The sequence below is a fragment of the Gemmatimonas aurantiaca T-27 genome (assembly GCF_000010305.1).
GTDB lineage: Bacteria > Gemmatimonadota > Gemmatimonadetes > Gemmatimonadales > Gemmatimonadaceae > Gemmatimonas > Gemmatimonas aurantiaca.
Genome location: NC_012489.1, coordinates 3219369 through 3242259 on the forward strand (window position 1 = coordinate 3219369; position 22891 = coordinate 3242259).

The following is a 22891-nucleotide window of genomic DNA, read 5'->3' on the forward strand; positions in this document are numbered from 1 at the left end:
ACCGCCGAGCGCACGAACTGCCCATCGGAGGACGCAGGACATGACGTTTCATCGACGCCGCCTCGATCACGTGGCCGGCGCTCTCGCGCTGCTCGCGGGCAGCACAGGCATCGTGCATGCCCAGGCCATGACACAATCCGCCCCGCCGACCGCACGTGTGGTCGCGCAATCGGATGCTCGCGTCAACAGCGCCAATTGGACACTCGCCAATCGATTTGGCGCGGCCGCCCTGCGCTCCATCACCTACACGCAGGCGATCCAGCCCCGGTTCCTCGGCCAGTCGGACACGATGTTCTACAACTGGCGCGACCGGAACGGATCACGCTTCATGTTGTATGTGCCGTCGGCCACGGGTGGCAGCAAGCGCCTGTTGTTCGATCCGAGCAAGATGGCGGAGCAGCTCACGTTGCTGAGTCGGAAGCCGTACGATGCGACGAACCTGCCGTTCCAGACCATCTACTTCCTGCGGAATCACAAGGGATTCCGGTTCACCGTGGACACGGTGCGCTACGAATGGACGCTGGCCACCGAGACCCTCAAGTCGCTGGGGCGTCCGGTGCGCGGCGCCCCACCACCGGCCGATGAAGAGCGTGAGACCCAGGGTGGTGGAGCTGGCGGTGGTGGTGCGGCCGCCACCAATCGTGACTATCGCAATTTTTCGCCTGACAGCTCGGCCTTCGTGTTTGCGCGGGACCACAACCTGTTTTTCGTGGACGTCGCCAAAGGTGACACCACCAAGATCAGCACCGATGGCGTGGAGCACTACACGTTCGGTTTCCGCGACACCACCGAGAATCGTCGGCAACTCAATGCCCTGAGCGGTGGTCAGCAGAATCAAGGTGAGGACAGCGAAGAGCAGGAAGAAGCCAACAGCCGCGACATGCGCATCCGCCCCACGGTGGTGTGGTCGCCTGATGCCAAGAGCGTGGCCTTCGTGCGTCGCGATCAGCGCAAGGTGAAGGACCTGTTTCTCGTGAACGTGCTCGCCCAGCCGCGTCCGGCGCTGCTGCAGTACAAGTACACGATGCCGGGCGAAGAGAATGTCACGCAGACCGAACTCTGGGTGTATCGCCGCGGCGAAGCAGCCATCAAGCCGGTCAATGTGCGCAAGTGGAAGGACCAGACGCTGCTCGACGTGCACTTTCCGGTGAGCGGTGACAAGGTGCGTCTCGTCCGCCGGGATCGTCCGCAGCGTGCCATCGATTTCATCGAAGTGGATCTCGCCACGGGCGCCTCGAAGATGCTGCTCTCCGATGTGATCGAAGGGGCAGCGCTCGAACCCAAGCCCATTCGCTACCTCAAGAAGGGCGGCGACTTCCTGTGGTGGTCGCAGAAGACCGGCTGGGGCATGTTCTACGTGTACGGATTCGACGGCGGTGAAAAAATGCCGCTCACCACAGGACAGTGGAACGTCGATGGTATCGCAAAGATCGACTCCACCACGCAGCAGGTGTGGGTCACCGGTCAGGGCCGCGAACCGGGTGAGCAGCTCTACCAGACGCACATCTATCGCGTGAACGGCAACGGCACCGGGCTGACCTTGCTCGATCCGGGCAATGCTCATCACACCAGCACGGTGTCACCCACCAAGCGCTACATCTACGACACGCACTCGCGCATGGACGTGCCGCCGGTGTCGGTGGTGCGTGATGGCCTCACAGGACGGGTCATCACGAAGCTCGAGGAGATGGATCTCTCCAAGCTGAATGAGCTTGGGTTCAAGGTGGCCACACCCTTCTCGGTGAAGGCAGCGGATGGCATCACGGAGCTGTTCGGCAATGTCTGGAAGCCGATCGACTTCGACAGCACGAAGCGTTACCCCGTCATCGCGTACGTGTATCCGGGACCGCAGACCGAAGCAGTGACCACCGGCTTCAGTGTACGCCAGCCGTTGTTGCAGCTCGCGCAGTTGGGGTTCATCGTAGTGGAAGTGGGCCACCGCGGCGGTTCGCCGCAGCGTTCGCTGGCCTACCATCGCTTCGGCTACGGCAACATGCGTGACTACGCACTCGCCGACAAAAAGTCTGCCATCGAACAACTGGCCGCACGGCACGCCTACATCGACCTCGATCGGGTCGGCATCTTCGGGCATTCCGGCGGTGGGTTCCTCACGGCAGCCGCCATGCTGCTCCCGCCCTACAACGATTTCTTCAAGGTGGGTTGGTCGGAATCGGGCAACCACGACAACAACATCTACAACCAGAACTGGAGTGAGTGGAACCACGGCGTGCGCGTGGTGAGCAAGGAAGACTCGGCGCGCGCGGCACGTGGTGGCGCCACTGCCGGGTCCCGCGGTGGTCCGGCGGGCGCGGGCAGTGCGGCGCGGGAAGTGGCGCAAGACTCGACCAACTACGACGGCGTGCGTTTCGATATCCGGATCCCCACCAACGATGAACTGGCCGGCAACCTGAAAGGCAATCTGGCCCTCATCACCGGAGACCTGGACAACAACGTGCATCCCGGCGGCACGATCAAGCTGGCCAATGCCCTGATGCGCGCGAACAAGCGTTTCGACTATTTCGTGTATCCCGGTGAACCGCATGGTTATCGCGGGATCTACAGCACGTACAACCAGCGCATGTTGATGGAGTACTTCGCCGAACATCTGCTGGGCGACTACTACCGCAGCAACGCCGAGATCCGGTAACCCGCTTGTTTCCTGTGCTCCAGTTGGCCGCCATACAGGCCGATGCCCGCGTCGAATCGATCGCCCATGTGATTCAGATGGCGATCGCTCCCGTGTTCCTGCTCACCGGTATCGCCTCGATGCTGGTGGTGCTCACGAACCGGTTGGCGCGGGTCATCGACCGCGCTCGTCTGCTCGAGGATCATCTCCCCGACCTGACGGGAGAACACAAGATCGTGGTCGGTGGCGACCTGCACATGCTGTCGCGACGGGCCCGTCATATCAATCGTGCGATCGGGCTCTTCACCACGGCCGCGCTGCTCGTCTGCCTGATCATCATGACACTGTTCGTGAGCGCCACGATCTCACGGGACATTTCGCAATTTGTCGTGGCCTTTTTCGTGATCACGATGTTGTGCCTGATCACGGGGCTGCTGAGCTTTTTGCGTGAGGTGCAACTGGCGATCAACTCGCTGCGGATCGGACCGCATGGCGTGGTGCGCCCGCCACCGGGGTGATCGCGGTGCGGCCGTTGCCGGACGCAAAACGGGCCACCGATCTTTCGATCGGTGGCCCGTTTGCAGCTACGAAGACTGCGGTATTAACCGCGAACCTTCGTCACCTGCTCGGCCGCGGGGCCCTTCTGACCCTGCACGATGTCGAACTCGACACGCTCGCCTTCGGCCAGGGTGCGGAAGCCGCCGCCCTGAATGGCCGAGTGGTGGACGAAGCAATCCTTCGAGCCATCGTCAGGCGTGATGAAACCAAAGCCCTTGGCGTCGTTGAACCACTTCACCTTGCCGGTCGTACGCATGGCACTGCTCCTGTTGCTGTGTGTTCGGAGTCCGGCCCTGCCGTACGCACCGAGCACTCGTGTTGGTTCGCGGACCAGACCCCCGCGCGGGCTTGCTGTGATCACACGAACACAGCGACACATCGTTCAACGATCACACACGAAAAAGGGACCCGCCGAAGCAGGTCCCCGAAGTCGCCTGCGTCGTGCATCCCGCGCCGTGACGCGGCCAACTGAACTGAGTGCTGCTAGACGGTAGCGCTGACTTCGCATAGTGTCAACAGGAATCTACTGCCGGGCCAGCACCCGTACTGTCACGAACAAACGACCCCCGCGCGCGCCGCCACGGCCGCCCTTCCCCACCCTCCGGGGTCCTCGGCCCCTTCCCCCCGAACTCGGTGCGCGGTCTGTGACGCACCCGGCGATTCATGGGCTTTACAGTCGCGGGAGCGGGCACCAACGTCATGGGGATGGTCTGCGGATCGTCTCAAGGGTTGTCCCCTCTCCCACGCCGGAGCACTCCCGATGAAGGACGCGCAACTGAAGGCCCTCCTCAAGAAGACGCAGGCCAAGGCAGCTCAGACCAAGAAGCCGGCCAGCAAGGCTTTCGATTCGACGCTCGAGGCCACACGCGGCAAGACGGAACCGCTGCAGGGTACGGAAGCCGAAGAGATCTTCAAGGAAATGAAGCGCCGGGAATTCTGACCCGCGCCAGGCGGGGTGGTGGTATGTCGTATCGTATGCGTTTCCGCGTCCCTGCTGGTGCCCTGGTAGTCGTTCTGTCCATCGCGCTGTCCGCATGCGGTGAGCAACCTCGCATGCCTGCGATTGGCGCGACCCATGGCGCCGGCGCCACTGACAGCACCGGCAGCGGAGCACGAGACGTGACTTCGTCGACTCCGGCCGGGACGTTCTCGGGGCAATGGCAGGATGGCGACGAGCAGATCGCCTGGCGCGCGGATCGCACCGATGGTGCGGTTACGCAAATCACGGAAGCCGTCACCTTCGGCGCGGATGCCCGTGTGACCCGCCAACTGCAATTCACGCGCGAGGGCACACTGCTCGTGTTCCACGAGATCCGCACCCAGACCATGCAGTCTCCCGACCGCACTCCAGGCCCCATGGAGGTCCAGGTGACGCTGGCATTTGCGGGAGACTCGGTATCGCGCAGCGAGAAGCTCGTGGACGGTAAACCCACCACGCTGCGCAGCTTTGAAATCGATTACGCGCGACGGCATGCCGAGCAGGCACTCGCCGTGGCGCGCCGCTCGCCCTGATTCCCACGCACCGCTCTCGTGACTGACTTCGAAACACTCGGCGCCTTCTACCTCGGCAAACAATACGATCTCGCTTCGCGCACCCGCACGGACGACCTCGTGCTGTACGATGCCAAGGACCTCACCACCCATGCGGTCATCATCGGCATGACCGGCAGTGGCAAGACCGGCCTGGGCGTAGGGCTGATCGAGGAGGCGCTCATCGATCACATCCCGGTCATCGCCATCGACCCGAAGGGAGACCTGGGCAATCTCGCGCTGCGCTTTCCGCGTCTGTCCGCCGACGACTTTCGTCCGTGGATCGATCCGCAAGCGGCGGCAACCGCCGGCCAAACGCCGGACGCGTTTGCCGAACAACAAGCGACCCTCTGGAAGAACGGCATCGCGGGCTGGGGACAGACCCCCGACCGTATCCAGAACCTCGCCAATGCGGCCGAGGTGACCATTTACACGCCCGGCAGCAGCGCCGGCAAGCCGATCTCGCTGCTGCGCGCTTTCGACGCCCCGCCGGCCGCCATTCTGGACGATGTCGAGCTGCTGCAGGAACGCGTGAATGCCACCGCCACGAGCCTGCTCGCCCTGCTCGGCATCGACGCCGATCCGATCACCAGCCGCGAACACATTCTGCTGGCCAACCTGCTGCATCATGCGTGGCGTGAAGGACGCAGTCTCGATCTCGCGGCGCTGATCGGCGGCATCCAGAACCCGCCGTTCACCACAGTGGGCGTGATGCCGCTCGATACGGTGTTCCCGCCCAAGGATCGCATGGGGCTCGCACTGCAGCTCAACAACCTGCTGGCCGCTCCCGGCTTCCAGGCCTGGTTGCAGGGCGAACCGCTGGATACCGCGTCGCTCTTGTACGATCCCAACGGCAAGCCACGCGGATCGGTGGTTTCCATTGCGCACCTCAGTGATGCGGAGCGCATGTTCTTCGTCACGCTGCTGTTGGCCGATATCCTGGCGTGGGTTCGCACCCAGCCAGGCACGGGTTCGCTGCGGGCGATTCTCTACATCGACGAGTTGTTCGGCTATATGCCGCCGGTGGCCAACCCGCCATCGAAGATGTTGTTGCTCACGCTGCTCAAGCAGGCGCGCGCGTATGGCCTCGGAGTGGTGCTGTCCACGCAAAACCCGGTCGATCTGGACTATCGTGGCCTGTCCAATACCGGTACGTGGTTCATTGGCCGATTGCAGACCGAACGTGACAAGATGCGCGTGATGGAGGGCCTCGAAGGCGCATCCGGCAGCCAGCCCTTTGACCGCGCCGCGATGGAGCAAACCATCGCCGGACTGGGCAAGCGGGTGTTCCTGCTGCACAGCGTGCACGAACCTGCGCCCATCACGTTCGAAACACGGTGGACGCTGTCGTATCTCGCGGGTCCGATGACACGCGAGCAGATCCGCGCCGTATCGGCGCGCGCGAACGCGGAAGCCACAACAGGTGCCCCCGCAGCGCCCCCCCGCGCGGTGGCCACCCCCTCGGCGGGTTCCGGCGCCGGTACGGCCGCGCCGGTGCTGCCGGCCGATATCACGCAGTATTGGCTGCCGCCCACGGCGGCGGCCAACGCCAATGCCCTCGAGTATCAGCCCGCCGTCCTGGGTCTGTCTGACATCAGCTTCGCCAACGCCAAGCTGGGAGTGACCGAGCAACGTCGTGTGGCGTTGCTGGCCACGATCGACGATGGCCCGATCGCACTCGACTGGGACCAGGCCGAGCGCATCACCGTGGAACCATCCGCACTCGAGCGTGGCGCACGTGATGGAGCACGATTCGCCGCAGTACCACCGGCGGCCAGCAACACGCGCAGTTATGCCGCCTGGAGCAAGGCTCTGCAGAAGTGGGTGGTGACGAACGAGCAGATCACGCTCTTCAAGAGCGCCGCGTTCAAGACCACATCGCAGACTGGAGAGACCGAACGGGATTTCCGCATCCGACTGCAGCAGGTCGCCCGGGAAGCGCGTGATGAAAAGATCGAAGCACTGCGGCGAAAGTACGAAAGCAAGTTCGCCACCGTGCAGGAACGCGTTCGCCGGGCAGAACAGGCCGTACAGCGGGAACAGCAGCAGGCCTCACAAGCGAAGATGGACACCGCCATCTCGGTGGGCGGCGCGATCCTGGGTGCCATTTTTGGACGAGGCAAGATCGGCGCAGGCTCGATCGGCAAGCTTGGCACAGCCGCCAAGGGCATGGGGCGTGCGTCGCAGCAAGCGGGCGATGTCGATCGCGCCAATGAGAGCCTGCAGGCGCTCACCGAACAGAAGCTCGCACTGGAGGCGACGCTGCAGGGTGAGATCGACGCGTTGGGCGCGAGCTACGACGCCCAGGCCGAAACGCTGGAGCCGGTCGTGGTCACGGCAAAGAGTGGTGACGTGCGCGTGCAGTTTGTGGCGCTGGTCTGGCTGCCGTACCGGCGGGACGACAGTGGCTTGCAAACCGCCGCCTGGCGTTAGCCGGGCGGCGGTTCAACCGTTCAACGCAGGTTGAACAGCCAGGCCACCAGAAAGGCCAGCACGAGCGCGATACCGCCCTGCACGATCGAAGCTCGATCGAGTCGCAGGGCGTGAGCGCTGAGGGTGCGGGCCGGCTGGCGTTTCGGGTGGGACACAGGAACTCCGGGTTAGGGCTTCCCAGATGACGGAACGGAGGTGGGATTGGTCACACAATGCCCCGACCGCCCGACGGCTATCTTCTCGCATGCACAACGACTGGCTACTGGGCACGTGGGTCCTGCTGCGTGCCGACCCACACCTCGACTTCGCACCAGGCGTGCGCATGGAGTTCCTGGCGGGAGGCGAACTCCGGTACCACGTCGACGTCGGCGGCCGGGATCAGGTGATCCATCTGATCTACCGCATCGACGGCGATATGTTGCACACGGACAACCCATCGGCGCCACATTCGCTTTCGGTGCGCATCGAACATGGAGCCGGTGATGCCATGCTGCTCGATTTCTCCGGCGCGCGGGCGGTGTTCATCCGGGAACTGGGCTCAGCCCCCGAACCACCCGCAGATCCTCACATCCAGTAGGCGTACTGGCCTGTCACCAATACGAACCCCGACAACGAGGCGTTCGTCACCGCGTGCACCAGCACCAGATCGCCGAGTGAGCGGGTTTTCCACATCCACCAGTTGTAGATCAATCCGCAGGCGAGGCCGACTTCCCAGAAGGGCCCGTGCTCGCTGGCGAAGAGCAGTGCGGTGGCGATGAACGTGAACGTCGTGAACGTGCCCAACGGCACCTGCTGCCAGTTGTTGTTCACGAGCCAGCGAGGCAACCACCCTCGCCAAAACAGCTCTTCGATGATGGGCACCAGCAGGGCGGCCCGCATCACCCGCAGCGTCACGACGAGCAGATTCGACAGCTCGTCCGCGGGAATGGACGTGGTGACCTTACCGGTGATCTGGTTCTGGAAGAGCCAGTGCTCGCGCCATCCGGGCACGAGCTGGTCGGGCAACACCCACAGCGCGCAGACCGCCACCCCCAGCAGGACGCTGGGAATCAGGTGCCTGACGCGCAGTGAGAACACCACGTCCCGCGAAAGCGTCAGCAGGACAATGGTCAGCACTCCGACCCGCAGAACGGATTCCCACGGCTGCGGAATGCCAAGGCTGGGCCCGAGCGCCAGCCAGATCATGAACAGCAGGAACGGACCAATCCACGGCAGCGCCGGGAATCTCTCTGAGAGGGGCGGGGTCAGCATGCCCTATTGTACAGCAGGGAACGTGCCTTGTGAGATCCCCCTCCCGCGCCCCTCTTCAGGGTCCGTACACCACCGGCGACGTGCCCTGGCGAATATCCCGCGCCCCAGCCGCCACGCCCGTCCCCACCGCCAGTCCGGCCGTCAACGCCGTGCCGAGTCCAATGAAGGGGAGGCCGGCCAACACGGCACCCACGGCAAACACAGCGCCACCAGCCAGCCACGGCGCGAGGGCCTTCTGAACCGCGTCGACATACCGAAGACGGTTGCGCACAAACCGGCGCGCCGACCCGTGCAGCACAATGGCCACAACCGATGCGATGGCGAACGACAACAAAAAGGAGATCATGGTTCCTCCGAAGACTCAGATGCTCCGAACGCCCTGGCGAGATGCCACGTCCGGTTCCTGTAGATCCTAACGAGGGGTGAAGAAAGAGGTTTCAGCACCCCCCGGTCGTGTCGATGTGCGACGCTGCCGTCAGCGACGACGGGGCAGCTCGGTGCGCGAATAGTCGAGCGGCACCACAAAGTGATCCTTCGCAACCGACCGTCGCTCGACCTTGATCACCTCGAATGGCACGGAACCGTCGGCCGCCGTGACCTTCAAGGGAAAGCCCTCGGCCGCCAGGGCTTTTTGCCATGCGGGAAGGTTGCCCTCACTCATCGCATCGAGCGGATTCACATACCGCCCGAGCTCACGCGTGAGGCACACATCGGTGGATGACGCTCCGCGAGCGACGAGCACGTGCTGGCAGGTCAGGCCGGCGATCGTCTCGGATTTGCCCGTGCGGGTGACCGTGACATCCGATGGTGGCGCGGCGGCGGGATCGAGCAAGGCGCTGGCCGATGCCGGCAGCTCCGCGTAGCGCCGCTGGGAAGGCATCAACAGATACAGCTTGCGTTCCGCTGGCACCGTGAGCACCGACATCCCACGCGCGCCACCCAGGTTCACGCGCACACTGCCATCACGCGTGAGATACTCCGCCATTTCGGTACGCACACCCTGCGGTGTGACAGCGGATAGACGGAACGTGATCGCGCCGTCGAAGGACTGCGCGTATGCCGGCGCAGCGGCGAACCAGACCACGACCGCGCCGACGGCAAGACGGACAGCGCGGATCGTGTGGCGAGCGTAGTGGGTCAACGGGCGTCGAGCGAAGGTCTCCGCTCAGGCGATGCCCTTGCGGATGGCAGTGAGGACGAGCTCCGAAAACCGATCGACTTCGTCCAACGTGGTATACACGTTCGGCGTCACGCGGATCCCGCTGAACTCGGGGTGCACGATCGGAGTCTGCACCACACGATGCTGACCCACGAGCCATCCGCCAAGCTTCACCGGGTCGAGTCCATCCACGTTGAAGAAGCCGATGCCACCGCCCCACTTCGAGTCGAGGGGCGTGAGCACCTTCACACGGCCATTCCCTTCGGCGAGCAACCGCTTGGCCCAGCGATCACGCAGATACACCAGACGCGCCGCCTTGCGTGCGGCACCGAGCCCGCGGTGGAAGGCAATCGAGACCGAGACCGCATTGTGATTGGCGGCCGGATGGGTGCCGATCTCTTCATACTTGCGGATATCGGCTTCCTGACCCGGATTGCCCGCCATGAGCGGCCAGATGGACGGGATCTGATCTTTGCGCACGTAGAGAAACCCTGTGCCGATCGGCGCCAGCATCCACTTGTGCAAGCTGGTGCCGTAGAAATCGCATCCCAGCTCGTCACGGGTGAACGGGAACTGTGCAAAGGCATGTGCACCGTCCACGAACGTCTTCACGCCTTTGGCGCGCGCCATTGCCACCAGCTCTTTCACCGGCAGGATCTGTCCGGTGAGGTTGGTGATGTGGGTGATCTCCATGACCTTCGTACGCGGAGTGATCGCGGCCGCAAACCGATCGACGACCTCCTGCGGCGATGCACTCGGCACGGGGAACGAGATTTCCTTGAGCACAATGCCATCACGCTGCGCCCGCTGCTTCCACGCATTGAGCATGCGGGGATAGTTCTGGTTGCTCACCACCACTTCGTCACCGCGCTTGAGGTCGATGCCGAAGATCAAGGTCTCCAGCGCCTCTGAGGCGTTGCGGGTGATGGCCATCTCCTCGGTGTCACAGCCGAATTCACGGGCCAGTTCACGCCGCACGATTTCGATGCGTGGCTCGAGTGTCTGCCACATGTGAATGACCGGCAGCTCGTTGGAAAAGCGCAGGTCACGTTCCAGTTGCGCCATCACGTGTGACGGAGCGGGTGAGCAGCCACCGTTGTTCAGGTTGATCCATGTGCGATCGAGATCGAAGGCACGTTGGACCGGCTCCCAGAAATCTTCATCGCCGGCAAATCGCGCCGCCTCTTCCGGTGAACCCTGCCACCCTGGGACATCGGGGGCGAACAGGTCCACGCCCCGGTCACGGGCCACGTCGGCGGCATCGAGCAGGCGTCGGATGGCCCCGGAGGAGAACTGGGGCATCGAGAGCGCCGGCAACGCACTGGTGCCGGCGATAGCGGAGAGAAAGAGGCGTCGGTCCATAGGCAGAACATGCGTCCTGCTCGCGGCCTCCGCGAGGGGACCTTGGCCCGGCCATGGTGGCGGGGGGACGGCCGGCCGGATAACGTCCGGCATGACCTTCCGTCTGCCTTCGGCCATCGCCCCTGCGGTCGCGGTTGCCCTTCTGCTCCAGGGCTGCGCGCAGCCGCTGACCATTGCCCCGAGCGACGCCGCCACGGTGCTCGCTCATCGCACCATCACCGCGACCAACCCGGGCCTGCCCGGTGCCATGACGGTGAAGACGTTGTACTACGGCAGCGGAAAGGACATCCGGCGCCCCGAGTTTCGCGACTCGATCACGTATCGCACCGGTACCGTGGATGCGTCGCCGTACGCCCGCATGGAACCGCCCGCTGCCAAAAGCCGCAAGAAGTACTGGGGCTACGACAACACCAAATTCCCGCTGAACGCGCGGGTGTGGTATCCGGAAGGCACCGGCCCCTTCCCGCTCGTGCTGGTGGTGCACGGCAACCACAACATGAAGGAGTTTTCCGACCCGGGCTACGCCTGGCTCGGCGAGCTGCTCGCGTCGAAGGGGTATATCCTCGCGTCGATCGACGAGAACTTCCTCAATGGTGGCATTCGCGGCGAAAACGATGCGCGTGGCTGGGTGTTGCTGAAGCACCTCGAAGTGTTTCGTGCCCTGAACGACTCCACGGGCAAGCCGCTGCAGGGCAAGATCGACATGACACGCATCGCGCTGATGGGACACTCCCGTGGCGGTGAAGCGGTGGCCATTGCGGGCGCGTTCAATCGTCTGCCCGCCTATCCCGACGATGCCACGCAAAAGTTCAACTTCAACTTCGACATCAAGTCGCTGGTGGCCATTGCGCCGGTGGACGGCCAGTATCGTCCTGCCGAGCAGCCCACGCCGGTGAGTGACTACAACTATCTGGTCATTCACGGCTCGCATGACGGCGACGTGTCGAATTTCTCCGGACTCACACAGTACAACCGGTTCCGTTTCACGCGGAGCGGCCCCGAGTTCAAGAGCGCCATCTGGATGCACCGCGCCAATCATGGGCAGTGGAACACCGTTTGGAACAACAAGGACAACGGCAGCTACTCGGTACGGGCCTTGCAGCTCAAGGCACTCATCGACGGCGAGGAGCAGCGCCGGTTCGGACGAGTGGTGATTGGTGGTTTCCTCGACGCTACGCTCAAGGGCATGGAAGACTATCGCGCCATCTTCCGCGACTATCGCAGCGCGGGTGATTGGCTGCCTCCCACGATGTACCTGACCCGCTACGCCGACGCGCGCACGCAGTGGCTGGCCACATTCGATGAAGACGTCGATGTCTCGTCGGGCACCGCGCCCGGCGTGCGCATTGCAGCCGATTCAGTGAGCACGTGGAAAGAGAGCGATGTGACCACTCGCTCCCGCACCAACACGTTTCGCAGCAATGCCGCCACGATCGGCTGGAACAACACGCCGGCGGCCGGCGCGGATTCCACTGTGGCGCGCTGGCCGGCTCGTGTGAGCATCAGCGTGCCCGATTCGCTCCGCCGTGCCTGGAACGTGGATGCACGCAGTGCGTTGTTGTTCACGATCGGAACGACCGACCAGAAACCGGGCGCGCGCAAGGTACCCCGCGCCCCGCGCGCCGACTCCGCCGCCAGCGACACGGCAAAAAAGAAGCCCGCCGCCAAGACGCCCAAGCCCCCTGCCAAGAAGCCGGAGAAAGACACCATCGCACCGGATTTCTCGGTGGAAGTGGAAGACGGGGCCGGCCGTGTGGCGCGTGTGCCACTCAGCGCACTCGGCGCCGTGCGTATGCCCATCGAAAGTTACGTCTATCGTCGCAGGGGCCGCGACAAGGCACAGTTCTCCACGCTGAGCGAACAGGTGATGCAAACGTACTCGGCGCCGTTGAGTGCGTTCACAACGGCCAACCCGGCGTTTGATCCGAGCGCATTGCGCACGATCCGGCTGGTGTTCGATCGCAAGCGTGTCGGTGCCATTCTGCTGGACGATGTCGGGCTGACCCGCCTGCCCTGACGCCTGTCGCAACCGAGTCGGACAGACACAAGAAACCTCACAGAGACAGCCCATCGTCTCTGTGAGGTTTCTGTTTTTGGGGCGCTACCCGTCTTCCCTCTTTTGCAGCGCCGGCCTAGAAGATCGTGCGCAGTCCGAAGGTCAGCGTGCGTCCTGCCGTGACGGTCGCATTGTCCGGCGCGCCACGCTGCACATTCAGCAGGTTGTCGCCACCGGTCACGATGGACAGATCACCGCGCAGGCGATAGGTGACGTTGGCCCGCCAACGTGTGAGGGGCTCGTACTGCGTCCAGTAGTTGCGCAGCATACCCCCTTCGAAGCTCTGACCACCGGCTCCCGTGCCATTGAGTTCGGAGCCAATGCGCGCGCGATCGTAGCCCACCCAGTCAGCGGCGCGTGTGGCGCTGGTGGCCAACGTGAAACGGCCAACGAGATACGACGCCGAGAGGCTGATGGTGTTGGCCGGCACATCGAACATGCGATCTCCTTCGCGCAGTTCGCCGCGGTATCCACGCGCCAGACGCGCCACGCGGCTATCGACCAGCGACAGCGTACCGGCGAGCGACAAGCGCTGCAGGCGCGCCGAGCCCTCAACTTCCCAGCCACGATTGGTGATGGCCCCGACGTTCTGCAACGAATACACCATGGTGCGCTGCATACGGCCATTGGCCCCCACCGTGGTCTGCACCTGCGCCACGGGCTGGATGAGCCCGGACGCTCGCTGATCGAAGCGGGTGACATGCACGCCGTAGCGCGAGCCGAACAACAGATCACCGCCAAACTCCGTACCCTGCTGCGATTCCGGCTGCAGGCTGGTCATCGCCTGCAATTGTCCGGTTCCCATCCAGGAGCTGGTGCGCATCAATGACCGCGCGGGCCGAATGCCGCGTCCGAACGCACCGCGGAACTTGAGCACCGTACCACCGAGGTCTTCGACGTAGGCGAGTCCCAGCATCGGCAACAGCGCATTCTGCGTGTTGCGCGTCGCGCCGGTGGTGCGCTCCGCGCGAACACCCGCTGAGGCAAACAGGCGATCACGCCACCCCACCATGCCCTGCGCCGACAATCCCGTGCTGCCATACCAACTCAGATCGGAGATCATGCCCGACGGCGTACGGGCAATGCCCAGCAGCGACGCGTTCGATTCGAGGGGCTGGGCAAGCGGCGCCTCCGTCGACGTGGTCAGCTCGCGTGTGACGGACTGTTCTCCGGCAAACGTCATGGTGAGCAGCGTCTGCGGCGCAACATCGAAACGCCCCACGGAGCGCCACCGCAAAGTGCCACGGTCGCCCGTGCTTTCACCACCGCCGATCGCGGACGATTGCGGGCCATTCATCGTGGACGGCACCGCGGAGACAGAGAGACCTTGTAAACGGAATCCGTCCACGCCCGCGATGAACGAGTGGGTCCAGTGCAGATCGGGCATGTACGACGCGCTACCGCCCACCGTGTACTGCATGAGGCGCTGCCCGCTCGCACTGTCGCCGGTGGCGTGTGTCATGGAATCGAGCGGGGGATTGTTCCCGACGGCAAGCGGTGGTGCCACACTCGTGTGTCGTTGTCCCATATCGAGTGCCATGCCACCACCAACCGTGCTGTTGGCACCGGCCCCACCGAACGGACCACCCAGCGGATCAAAGAGTCCATTGCTCGCGTTGGCACGCTGCAACGACAACCGTGCGGTGCCCGTGAAGACCGACTTGTCACGCGCCACCCGGCCATCGACATCGGCCAACAGTCGCTGTTCGGAAGCACCGGGCACGTACGCCCCGATGGTGCCGACATTGAGGCCCACACCCATGCTGCGCGACGGTGTGCCTGTGCGGAACGAGATCGCGTGATCCTGCACGAAGGCGTTGCGCGGCGCATACGCCGTGGCCGACACACCGGCCGACGTGGACAGTTGCAACTGCGGGGCCCCGGTAGCGGTGCCATCGTGTCGCGTGAGGATGTTCACGACACCACTGATGGCGTCGGCGCCGTACAGCGCCGCCCCCTGCGGACCACGGATCACTTCCACGCGGGCCACACGCGATGGATCGAGCTGCGTGACCAGCAGCGGGTTCGCCACTTCGATGCCGTCGAGATAGATCTTGGGCGCGGTCACACCGAACGAGCTGGCGCCACGAATGCTGCCATACCGCGCCGATACCGACCCGGCGCTGGCGGTCCACGTCCAGATGCCGGGCACGGCCAGATCGAGCGCTTCCCCAAGGGTACTCGCACCGTGCTGGGCCAACGTGGCGCCATCCACCACATCGAGGGCGAACGGTGAGCCGCGTTGTGGCGCACCGTCTGGCGAACCGGTGACCACCACCCGGTCGAGCACACTGGCCCGTCGCGGCACCACCGCATGCTCCACCGCATGTTCCACCGCGACGGTGCGTTCACGGGTTGGTGCCAACACAATCTGCGTGGATCCCAATACGATGGGCCGCAGGGTGGACCCCGACAGCAGCGACTCGATCACGGCGCCCACGGGCACACGATCGAGGGCGAGGCAGACCCGACGATCTCCCGGCAACAGGTCGTTGCTGTACGACAGTTCGACCTTGGCGATGGCGGCCACCCGATCGAGCGCATCGCGCAGCGGCAGGTCGGTCAGGCGCACGTTGACAATGCGATCAAGCGGCGGCGCCCAAAGCGCCGAACGGTCATCGGATGCGAGTCGGGCCACACACGTGGGTTCGGCCGCATGCAACAACGCCGACGGGGCGACCGACAGGATCAGTCCTGTCGTCGCCCCCACGGCGGCACGCCGGAGCGTCACACCACGTGTCAGGGACCTGCGCTTCATCCGTCCTTTCCGGGAGATGCGCTTCGTTCACCAGCTCCGTTCACGGCGTCGACAGCGGCGTCGTGCCCTGCGGTTGCAGCAGCACACTATCTCCACGCTGCACCACATCGGCGCCCAGCGCGAGGGCGATCAGGCGCAACACCTGCGCCACGGAATCACCCTTGAAAGACGCGGTCAGTGTCCGGGATGCCAACGCGCTGTCGGCGATCTGCAGATCAACCCCGTACCACCGCTGGAGGTCCGCCCGCACTTCACTGAGCGGCGCGTCCCGGTACGCCAACTGCCCATGCGTCCACGCGACGTCCTCATCCGTGACCACACCACGCGACACGGCCAACTGACCTCCAGCCAGCACCCCACGATCACCGGCGTGCAACTCCACCGGCGCCACCGAGGCCGCGTTGCCCACCGACACGATGCCGTGGGTCACCGCCACCGACACCGCGCCATCGAGACCGGTCTTCACGCTGAAGGCCGTGCCGATATCGCGAATGTCGGCGCCGCCCGCATGCACCGTGAACGGGCGCGTGCTGTCGTGCACCACTTCGAAAAACGCCGCCCCTTCGAGCGTCACGTCACGGGCACCATTCCCGAACGACGAGGCCAACACGAGGCGACTGCCCGGAGCCAGGACCACGGTGCTGCCATCCGGGAGGCGCACGGAATCGCGTTGTCCCACGGCGGTCTGATACTCACGCGGCGTCGTGCCACGGGAGCGGAACTGCGAAATGGCCAGGACCGCGAGCAGTCCGGCGGCAACCGCAACACCCGCCGTGCGCCAGCGTCGCGAGGTGGTACGCATCGGGGAAGCCGCAGCGCGAGGCGCTCCGCCCTGCTCCACCCGCAATGCCGGACGTACGGGCGGTGTGACGGCTTCCGCACCAGCCTCCGCCGCGATCCGGCGGCGCACCGCCTGCAACGCGACCTCGGGGTCGAGCACGCGATCGATCGCGGTATCGGCCACCCGGTCGAATCGGGCGGCACGGGTATTAACAAGCGAGACCAGCGCGGCGTCTTCCGGATGGGCGGCCAACCACGCCTCCACGACCGCGGACTCGCCGGCATCACTTTCGCCGGCGATGTAGCGGCCGATCGCATCCCAATCGGCTTCTGCTGGAACTGGACGGATTTCCTCGGACATGCCCGGAAGACACCGTGTTGGTGGAGTACCCTACGTCACCCCGGAAACGGGCGGCCTCGCTGGAGGCAAATCCCGACGCCCACGACACTGGCGGGCGCCGGTTTAGTATATCAGCGTACGACGAACCGGGCGCCCCACACTGGGAGCGATCCGTCCCGAGTCTTTACTTTCGCCTTCCTCGCCACCGCACGCCGTGACCGATTCCGATCTGCTGGCCCGTCTGCGCGACGGCGACCATGCGGCGTTCGACACGATCTTCCGGGAGTGGTATCCCCCGGTGGTGCGGGCCGCCAATCGGATCCTGCACGAGCCGGGTGTGGCCGAAGAACTGGCCCAGGACGTCTTCCTGGAACTGTGGCGTCGACGGGAAAGCTTGCCCGATGGCAGCAGCATTCCGGGATACCTGTTGCAGGCGGCGCGGAATCGTGCGCTCAATCATCTCCGCCACCTGCAGGGACGTCGCAAAACCCAGGTGTTCGTGGAAGCGCTGGTCGAACCGGCCGAGCACGCCGATGCTGACACCCAGGCCGCGGAGCTGGAGGTCGCCATCCGCGATGCCATTGCCGAATTGCCACCGCGCACACGTGAAGTGTTTCTCATGAGCCGTGAACGCAATCTTCGCTACAGCGAGATTGCCGAACAATTGGGTGTAACGGTCAAGGCCGTGGAAGCGAACATGAGTCGCGCGCTCCGCCAATTGCGTGAAAAACTGTCGCCCTTCCTGAACCGCGGCGACGACTGACTCAAACGCGCGACATCGTCGATCAACACACCTCCACGATGTCGAAGCCCCAATAGGGTGCCGCGGCGGGTCCGTGTTCCCTGCTCCGGACGCTCGTTTCTGGCGCCGACGACGATCGTTGGCGACGGCGGGCCCAACTTCGGAGTCTTTCCATGGCACGTGCACGCCTGCATCCGACACTCCTCGCCATCGCGTTCGGCACACTGACCGCACTCGGGGCGTGTCGCACGGACAATGTTGGATCGCCCGCCAATGCGCTCTCGTTCGAAAGTGCGCTGAACACCACGCCATCCGGCATGGAGTACGCGTCCTCCAGTTACGCAGCGGCGGCCAGCGATAGTGGCATGCCGTGGGGTGGCCCGCGACGCGGCGGTCCGGGTGGCCCTGGCGCGGGAGGTCTCATGGGTGGCGGTCTCGATGGTCACTTCCTCGGCACGTTCACACCGGGACGCGGTCCCGGACGTGGACCGTTCGGCATCCACATCGATTCCACCTGCGTGTTCGCCGCTGGCGCTGGAGAACTCACCTGCGGCCCCAACACCCGCAACGGTCTGACCGTGACCACGATCTACACCATCACGTCAACGGCAGGCGCGGCGCAGTCGAAGATCGACACCCTCACCACCAACGCGGTGCGCAGCCGCACCACGGTGAGTGGCACCACGACCCGCAGTCGCGATGGCAGCGTGACGGCCACAGTGAGCAGCCGCAGTGATCGCACAGTGACCGGCCTCGCGCCATCGAGCACTGAGCGCACCGTGAATGGCACGTCCTTCGGCACCGAGTCCGCTTCGGGCACCAATCGCGACGGGAACAAGTTCACGGCCACCCGCACCGCCGCAGACACCACCGTGGGTCTCGTGATTCCGATCTCCGCGACCAGCACGACGTATCCGAAAGCCGGCACGGTGACGCGCGTGATGTCCGCCACCACAACCCTCGAGGGCAGCGCGACGAAGTCCACATCACGTCGCGAGGTGCTCACCTACGATGGCACCGCCACGGCCAAGCTGATCATCACGGAGAACGGCACCACGAAGAACTGCACCGTTGCTCTGCCTCGCGGACGCCCGAGCTGCTCATGATGGACGAGTGATCGGCGCGCAAGTCTGATCTGATCTCTCTGCGACAACGGCCGAACACTCCGTGCATCGAGTGTTCGGCCGTTGTCGTGTCTGCCCTGCTCTGACGACTATTTGATGCGCAGGCCAATGCGATGTGACACCGGCCGACCACCACGCATGGGTTCCATTGCGTAGTCGATGGAGATGCGATCGACCGTCACACCAAGTCCCGCCGTCACCAGTGACTCATCCCGTTCGCGCGGCAAACGCAAGCCGTTGCGAAACAGGATCGACACGCCTTCGATGGGCACGTAACCCAACTCCACACCACCGGCCGGGCGCACGAACCAGTCGTCACCTTCCACGGTGACCTGCGCCTGCATGCCAAGGTCCCAGTGTTCCCACAGGGACATCGGCCCACCGCCCCACCCCACACCGATACGACGCGGTAAACTGGCTTTCACGCCGTTGATGCTGGTGCCGACACCGAGATTCTGCGCGGTGATGGAAAGCATGGCTGGCCCAAAGGGTCGGACCATGCCAACATCGAACGCCGCCACCCCATCGGTATTCGCGCCGATGCGATCTTCGGCGTACTTGACCGCCGCGCCAAGACGCAGCCCTTTCACGGTGCGGGCGATGCCCACCGTGAACGCACTGCTGCCCGCATTCACCGGCGTGACAGCGTTGGCACCATCGGAGAGATGGGTGGCACCAAAGCGCAGGGCATCACCGTAGTGCGCTGTCGGCGACTGCCAATGCAACATCTGGCCGGCCACGCCCAGAGTCATCGAACCAATCGTGGTAACAGTGGCGATCGATCCTGCCGTGGCCGCCGAGCCATAGCGTTGCATGGATACGGCCAAACCGCGCGCCGACGACAGCATGCCGGGATTGTACAGCATGGCGTCGGCATCATTGGACGCGAGCCCCGCGTTGGCCATACCCAACACCCGTGCGCTCGATGGCAAACGCAGTACGAGCGGACCTTCGATGGCGGACTGCGCGTGCACACGCGCCTGTGGCAGGAACGAGAGTGCGGCAACAACGGCGGTGACGGTCGCGACTACGCGACGCGACGACACGCCGCGCGACGGATTCTTCGAGATCAGTTGCGGATACCGCTTGCGGATTCGGAGGGTCATGCGTCAAATGAACGCCATGTCCCGCCCACTCGCCAGCGCACCCGCCGCCGACTGGCACCTTGGTCCCAATGTGCCGCAGTCCCGCCATCCTTGGCTCCAGCACCTGGGCCTCTGGTGGATGCGACGCACCGGCTGGCAGTTCGAGGGACAAATGCCCGACCTGCCAAAATTCGTGGTGATCGTGGCCCCCCACACGTCCAATTGGGATTTTTTCATTGGGCTGGCCGCCAAGTGGGCCCTCGGCTTTGGTACGAGCTGGTGGGGCAAGGCCTCGCTCTTCATCCCGCCGTTGGGCTGGTTCATGCGGGCCATCGGTGGTATCCCCATCGATCGGCACAACAAGGCCAATGTCGTCGAACACACCATCGCGGCGTTTCGGGCGCGCTCGCAGTTTGTGGTCAGTCTCGCACCGGAAGGCACCCGCCGACAGGTGACCGCCTGGCGCAGCGGCTTCTGGCATGTCGCCCAGGGCGCTGGGGTGCCGATCTGCTGTGTCGCATTCGATTGGGGGCGACGCGTGGTGCGACTGGGGCCGACCACTGAAGCACATGAAACGAACGCCACGGAAGGCATCGCCCGTATCCGCGCGCTCTACGCCGGGGTACAAGGGCGTCACCCTCAGTCGTAACACCACGGTGGCAAGAATATGACGCCAGCGTCATATTTATCGCGATCTTGCCCTTCCGTGCCGGGAGTCCGGAGCGGATCTTTTCCGTATCTTTCACGGAGAGACTTGCATGCGTGTGACGACTGTCGGCGTGGTAGGCGCCGGCGCCATGGGCAGCGGGATCGCCGCCCTCGCGGCGTCAGCGGGCTGCCGCGTCGTGCTGCTCGATATTCCGGGTGACACCGACCCGACCTCGCCCAATCGCAGTGCGCCGGCGCGCAACGGGTTGCAGAAAGCCATCAAGAGCAAACCCGCGTCGTTCATGGAAACGGCGGCCGCCGCGCGTGTGCGTACCGGCAACACCGAGGATCATCTCGCGTGGCTGGCCGAATGCGATTGGATCTGCGAAGCCATCATCGAACAACCGGCACCGAAGCAGCAGCTCTTCACGCGCATCGAAGCGTTGATGAAGCCAACGGCCATCGTGTCCTCGAACACCTCGGGGATTCCGATGGCGGTGTTGCTCGAAGGGCGCAGTGAGAAGTTCCGCCGCCGGTTCCTCGGCACGCACTTCTTCAATCCGCCGCGGTACATGCATCTGCTCGAAATCATCCCCACGCCGGAAACAGATCCGGCCGTGATCGGGGCGATGCGCGAGTTCGCCGAGCGTACGCTGGGCAAGGGCATCGTGATTGCGAAGGACGTGCCGGGGTTCATCGCGAACCGCCTCGGCGTGTATGGCATGGTCGCCACGATGCGCCGCATGCAGGAACACGGTCTGACCATCGACGAAGTGGACGGACTCACCGGCTCGCTGATCGGTCGCGCGCGCACGGCCACCTTCCGCACCGGCGATCTGTCGGGGCTCGATGTCTTGGCCCACGTGACCAAAGGCATCGGCGCTGCAACGGGTGAAGACTTTGCCTTGCCGGGGTGGATGCTGACCGACCTCGTGGCGACCGGCAAACTGGGCGACAAGACGGGTGGTGGTTTCTACCAGAAGACCAAGACCGGCACGCTCACGTACGACTGGAAGACGTCGCAGTATGTGCCGCAGCAGCGCCTCGAAGGGGGAGACATCGGACAGGCCATCCGTCTGCCGATCGCGCAACGTTTGCCTGCCGCGAAGGCGGTGCCTGGAGCACAGGGGGCTTTTCTGCGCGATCATCTGGTCGACGCGGCACACTACACCCTGACGCTGGCCTCGCAGCTCGGCTACGACCTCGTGGCGATCGATCGGGCGATGGAATGGGGCTACGGTTGGGAAGCCGGTCCGTTCCAGGTGATGGACGCGCTTGGCCTCGACTGGTTGCGCGAGGAGTTCCGTGCGCACGGTCTCGACATTCCAGCGCTACTCGATCTGGCACAGGGTTCGTTCTACAAGAACGGCGAATACCTCACGTTCGAAGGCACGTACGAGCCGGTACCGGCCATCCCCGGACGCATCTCGCTGGCGGGTCTCGCGCAAAGCGGACGTGTGCTGGAGGACAACGGGCTCTCGCGTCTCATCGATCTGGGCGACGGCGTGGCCTGCTTCGAGTTCCGCTCGAAGATGAATAGTCTGGGCGCCGGCGTACTGGAAGGGCTCGAGAAGTCGCTGCGCAAGATCGAGAAGCTGGGCTTCAATGGCCTCGTCATCGGCAACGAAGATGCGCGCGCGTTCAGCGTGGGTGCGGATCTGTCGCTGGTATCGTTTGCGATCTCTGCCGGTGCGTGGGACGACATCGCGGTGTCGTGCAAGGCGTTTCAGGACGCGGTGATGTCCATCCGTCGGGCGCCGTTTCCCGTGGTGGTGGCGCCGGCGGGCATGACGCTGGGCGGTGGCGCCGAGTTCACGTTGCATGCCGATGCGGTGCAGGCACACGCCGAGACGTACATGGGGCTCGTGGAAGCTGGCGTGGGGCTGATTCCCGGTGGTGGTGGCACCAAGGAGTTGCTGGTGCGTTTCACTGGCGAGTTGCAGCAATACGAAGAGGTGGATCTGTTCGCCGCCGTGAAGCGCGCGTTCAAGTTGATTGCGTTCGCAACCACCAGCACGTCGGCGCCGGAAGCGAAGGCACTCGGGTTCCTGAGTTCACGCGATCGCATCAGCATGAATCGGGACCACCAGATCGCCGATGCGAAGCGACGCGTGCTCGATCTGGCGCCGGGGTATCTCCCGCCGATCGAACGCACGGTGCGCGCGCTGGGCCGCGAAGGCCTGGGCAATCTCGAGTATGCCTTGTGGGCCGCCAAAGAAGCTGGCCAGGCCAGTGCGCATGACGTACGGGTGGGGCGTGCGGCAGCCTACGTGCTGTGTGGTGGCGACGGCGCCGCGCGTGATGTGACGGAACAGGATCTGCTCGACCTCGAGCGCGAGCAGTTCATGAGCCTCCTCGGTACCAAGGAGACACAGGAGCGCATCGCCTACACCCTCAAGACCGGCAAGCCGCTGCGCAACTGAGCGCGCGACAGGAGAA

General features: G+C 64.5%; 20 protein-coding genes. 11 read left to right on the forward strand and 9 right to left on the reverse strand.

What is annotated here, in order from left to right; all coding sequences use genetic code 11:
- Positions 1-40 precede the first annotated feature (40 nt).
- Together GAU_RS14055 and GAU_RS14060 are read left to right on the forward strand one after the other, a co-directional pair.
- Positions 41-2647: a S9 family peptidase gene (locus GAU_RS14055; protein WP_015894548.1), complete on the forward strand. Its 2607-nt coding sequence runs from the start codon at positions 41-43 to the stop codon at positions 2645-2647.
- Positions 2648-2661: 14 nt separating this feature from the next.
- A complete protein-coding gene (locus tag GAU_RS14060) occupies positions 2662-3144 on the forward strand; it encodes a DUF2721 domain-containing protein (RefSeq protein WP_015894549.1) in 483 nt (160 codons plus the stop codon).
- A gap of 83 nt (positions 3145-3227) precedes the next feature.
- Here GAU_RS14060 and GAU_RS14065 read toward each other — a convergent pair whose 3' ends face one another.
- Entirely contained in the window at positions 3228-3440 is a 213-nt protein-coding gene (locus GAU_RS14065) for a cold shock domain-containing protein (protein WP_015894550.1), read from the reverse strand.
- Positions 3441-3944: 504 nt separating this feature from the next.
- Here GAU_RS14065 and GAU_RS14070 point away from each other — a divergent pair.
- The 3 genes from GAU_RS14070 (at position 3945) to GAU_RS14080 (ending at position 7147) form a co-directional block, all read left to right on the forward strand.
- Positions 3945-4124, forward strand: coding sequence for a hypothetical protein (locus GAU_RS14070; protein WP_015894551.1), 180 nt, complete (start codon positions 3945-3947; stop codon positions 4122-4124).
- A 113-nt stretch (positions 4125-4237) separates the two neighbouring features.
- Entirely contained in the window at positions 4238-4696 is a 459-nt protein-coding gene (locus GAU_RS14075) for a hypothetical protein (protein WP_015894552.1), read from the forward strand.
- Positions 4697-4714: 18 nt separating this feature from the next.
- Positions 4715-7147 (forward strand): ATP-binding protein, encoded by a 2433-nt coding sequence (locus tag GAU_RS14080; RefSeq protein WP_015894553.1) that lies wholly within the window; start codon positions 4715-4717, stop codon positions 7145-7147.
- A 20-nt stretch (positions 7148-7167) separates the two neighbouring features.
- On the opposite strand, the gene GAU_RS22835 is transcribed toward GAU_RS14080, so the two are convergent.
- A complete protein-coding gene (locus GAU_RS22835) occupies positions 7168-7302 on the reverse strand; it encodes a hypothetical protein (RefSeq protein ID WP_269446054.1) in 135 nt (44 codons plus the stop codon).
- An 89-nt stretch (positions 7303-7391) separates the two neighbouring features.
- Between GAU_RS22835 and GAU_RS14085 the strand changes: the two genes are divergently transcribed.
- Entirely contained in the window at positions 7392-7724 is a 333-nt protein-coding gene (locus tag GAU_RS14085; protein ID WP_015894554.1) for a hypothetical protein, read from the forward strand.
- On the opposite strand, the gene GAU_RS21085 is transcribed toward GAU_RS14085, so the two are convergent.
- From GAU_RS21085 to GAU_RS14105, 4 genes are all read right to left on the reverse strand, one after another.
- Entirely contained in the window at positions 7712-8398 is a 687-nt protein-coding gene (locus GAU_RS21085; protein ID WP_015894555.1) for a CAAX prenyl protease-related protein, read from the reverse strand. The two genes, GAU_RS14085 and GAU_RS21085, sit on opposite strands and share 13 nt — an antisense overlap.
- Before the next feature lie 55 nt (positions 8399-8453).
- On the reverse strand, positions 8454-8744 hold the full coding sequence (locus tag GAU_RS14095; RefSeq protein ID WP_015894556.1) for a hypothetical protein: 291 nt from the start codon (positions 8742-8744) through the stop codon (positions 8454-8456).
- A gap of 129 nt (positions 8745-8873) precedes the next feature.
- Complete coding sequence (locus GAU_RS14100; RefSeq protein ID WP_041265549.1) at positions 8874-9539, reverse strand: DUF4412 domain-containing protein; 666 nt, start codon at positions 9537-9539, stop codon at positions 8874-8876.
- 24 nt (positions 9540-9563) lie between these two features.
- Entirely contained in the window at positions 9564-10919 is a 1356-nt protein-coding gene (locus tag GAU_RS14105) for an aminotransferase class V-fold PLP-dependent enzyme (protein ID WP_052574465.1), read from the reverse strand.
- 91 nt (positions 10920-11010) lie between these two features.
- Here GAU_RS14105 and GAU_RS14110 point away from each other — a divergent pair, with 91 nt between their 5' ends.
- A complete protein-coding gene (locus GAU_RS14110; protein ID WP_015894559.1) occupies positions 11011-12936 on the forward strand; it encodes an alpha/beta hydrolase family protein in 1926 nt (641 codons plus the stop codon).
- A gap of 115 nt (positions 12937-13051) precedes the next feature.
- Here GAU_RS14110 and GAU_RS14115 read toward each other — a convergent pair whose 3' ends face one another.
- On the reverse strand, positions 13052-15733 hold the full coding sequence (locus tag GAU_RS14115) for a TonB-dependent receptor (RefSeq protein ID WP_015894560.1): 2682 nt from the start codon (positions 15731-15733) through the stop codon (positions 13052-13054).
- Positions 15734-15773: 40 nt separating this feature from the next.
- Positions 15774-16874 carry a FecR family protein gene (locus GAU_RS21090; RefSeq protein ID WP_015894561.1) on the reverse strand — a complete coding sequence of 367 codons (1101 nt, stop codon included), beginning with the start codon at positions 16872-16874 and terminating at the stop codon, positions 15774-15776.
- 193 nt (positions 16875-17067) lie between these two features.
- Between GAU_RS21090 and GAU_RS14125 the strand changes: the two genes are divergently transcribed.
- Both GAU_RS14125 and GAU_RS14130 read left to right on the forward strand, forming a co-directional pair.
- Complete coding sequence (locus tag GAU_RS14125) at positions 17068-17616, forward strand: RNA polymerase sigma-70 factor (RefSeq protein ID WP_015894562.1); 549 nt, start codon at positions 17068-17070, stop codon at positions 17614-17616.
- A gap of 152 nt (positions 17617-17768) precedes the next feature.
- On the forward strand, positions 17769-18701 hold the full coding sequence (locus GAU_RS14130; protein ID WP_015894563.1) for a hypothetical protein: 933 nt from the start codon (positions 17769-17771) through the stop codon (positions 18699-18701).
- Between the two features lie 107 nt (positions 18702-18808).
- Here the strand turns inward: GAU_RS14130 and GAU_RS14135 are convergent, their stop codons facing one another.
- The gene (locus GAU_RS14135) at positions 18809-19825 is read right to left on the reverse strand and encodes a hypothetical protein (RefSeq protein ID WP_015894564.1); all 1017 of its coding nucleotides are present in this window, start codon (positions 19823-19825) and stop codon (positions 18809-18811) included.
- Positions 19826-19841: 16 nt separating this feature from the next.
- Between GAU_RS14135 and GAU_RS21930 the strand changes: the two genes are divergently transcribed.
- Both GAU_RS21930 and GAU_RS14145 read left to right on the forward strand, forming a co-directional pair.
- A complete protein-coding gene (locus GAU_RS21930) occupies positions 19842-20453 on the forward strand; it encodes a lysophospholipid acyltransferase family protein (protein WP_169307692.1) in 612 nt (203 codons plus the stop codon).
- A 109-nt stretch (positions 20454-20562) separates the two neighbouring features.
- Positions 20563-22875, forward strand: coding sequence for a 3-hydroxyacyl-CoA dehydrogenase/enoyl-CoA hydratase family protein (locus GAU_RS14145; protein ID WP_015894566.1), 2313 nt, complete (start codon positions 20563-20565; stop codon positions 22873-22875).
- The last annotated feature ends 16 nt before the right edge of the window (positions 22876-22891 follow it).

Bases quoted from the DNA above. Each gene is read 5' to 3' on its own strand.
- GAU_RS14075 (WP_015894552.1), top strand. From the start codon at position 4,238: ATGCCTGCGATTGGCGCGACCCATGGCGCCGGCGCCACTGACAGCACC.
- GAU_RS14145 (WP_015894566.1), top strand. From the start codon at position 20,563: ATGCGTGTGACGACTGTCGGCGTGGTAGGCGCCGGCGCCATGGGCAGC.
- GAU_RS14110 (WP_015894559.1), top strand. From the start codon at position 11,011: ATGACCTTCCGTCTGCCTTCGGCCATCGCCCCTGCGGTCGCGGTTGCC.
- GAU_RS14085 (WP_015894554.1), top strand. From the start codon at position 7,392: ATGCACAACGACTGGCTACTGGGCACGTGGGTCCTGCTGCGTGCCGAC.
- GAU_RS14095 (WP_015894556.1), bottom strand. From the start codon at position 8,744: ATGATCTCCTTTTTGTTGTCGTTCGCCATCGCATCGGTTGTGGCCATT.
- GAU_RS21085 (WP_015894555.1), bottom strand. From the start codon at position 8,398: ATGCTGACCCCGCCCCTCTCAGAGAGATTCCCGGCGCTGCCGTGGATT.
- GAU_RS14115 (WP_015894560.1), bottom strand. From the start codon at position 15,733: ATGAAGCGCAGGTCCCTGACACGTGGTGTGACGCTCCGGCGTGCCGCC.
- GAU_RS21930 (WP_169307692.1), top strand. From the start codon at position 19,842: ATGTCCCGCCCACTCGCCAGCGCACCCGCCGCCGACTGGCACCTTGGT.
- GAU_RS14130 (WP_015894563.1), top strand. From the start codon at position 17,769: ATGGCACGTGCACGCCTGCATCCGACACTCCTCGCCATCGCGTTCGGC.
- GAU_RS14065 (WP_015894550.1), bottom strand. From the start codon at position 3,440: ATGCGTACGACCGGCAAGGTGAAGTGGTTCAACGACGCCAAGGGCTTT.
- GAU_RS14055 (WP_015894548.1), top strand. From the start codon at position 41: ATGACGTTTCATCGACGCCGCCTCGATCACGTGGCCGGCGCTCTCGCG.
- GAU_RS14070 (WP_015894551.1), top strand. From the start codon at position 3,945: ATGAAGGACGCGCAACTGAAGGCCCTCCTCAAGAAGACGCAGGCCAAG.
- GAU_RS14105 (WP_052574465.1), bottom strand. From the start codon at position 10,919: ATGGACCGACGCCTCTTTCTCTCCGCTATCGCCGGCACCAGTGCGTTG.
- GAU_RS21090 (WP_015894561.1), bottom strand. From the start codon at position 16,874: ATGTCCGAGGAAATCCGTCCAGTTCCAGCAGAAGCCGATTGGGATGCG.
- GAU_RS14135 (WP_015894564.1), bottom strand. From the start codon at position 19,825: ATGACCCTCCGAATCCGCAAGCGGTATCCGCAACTGATCTCGAAGAAT.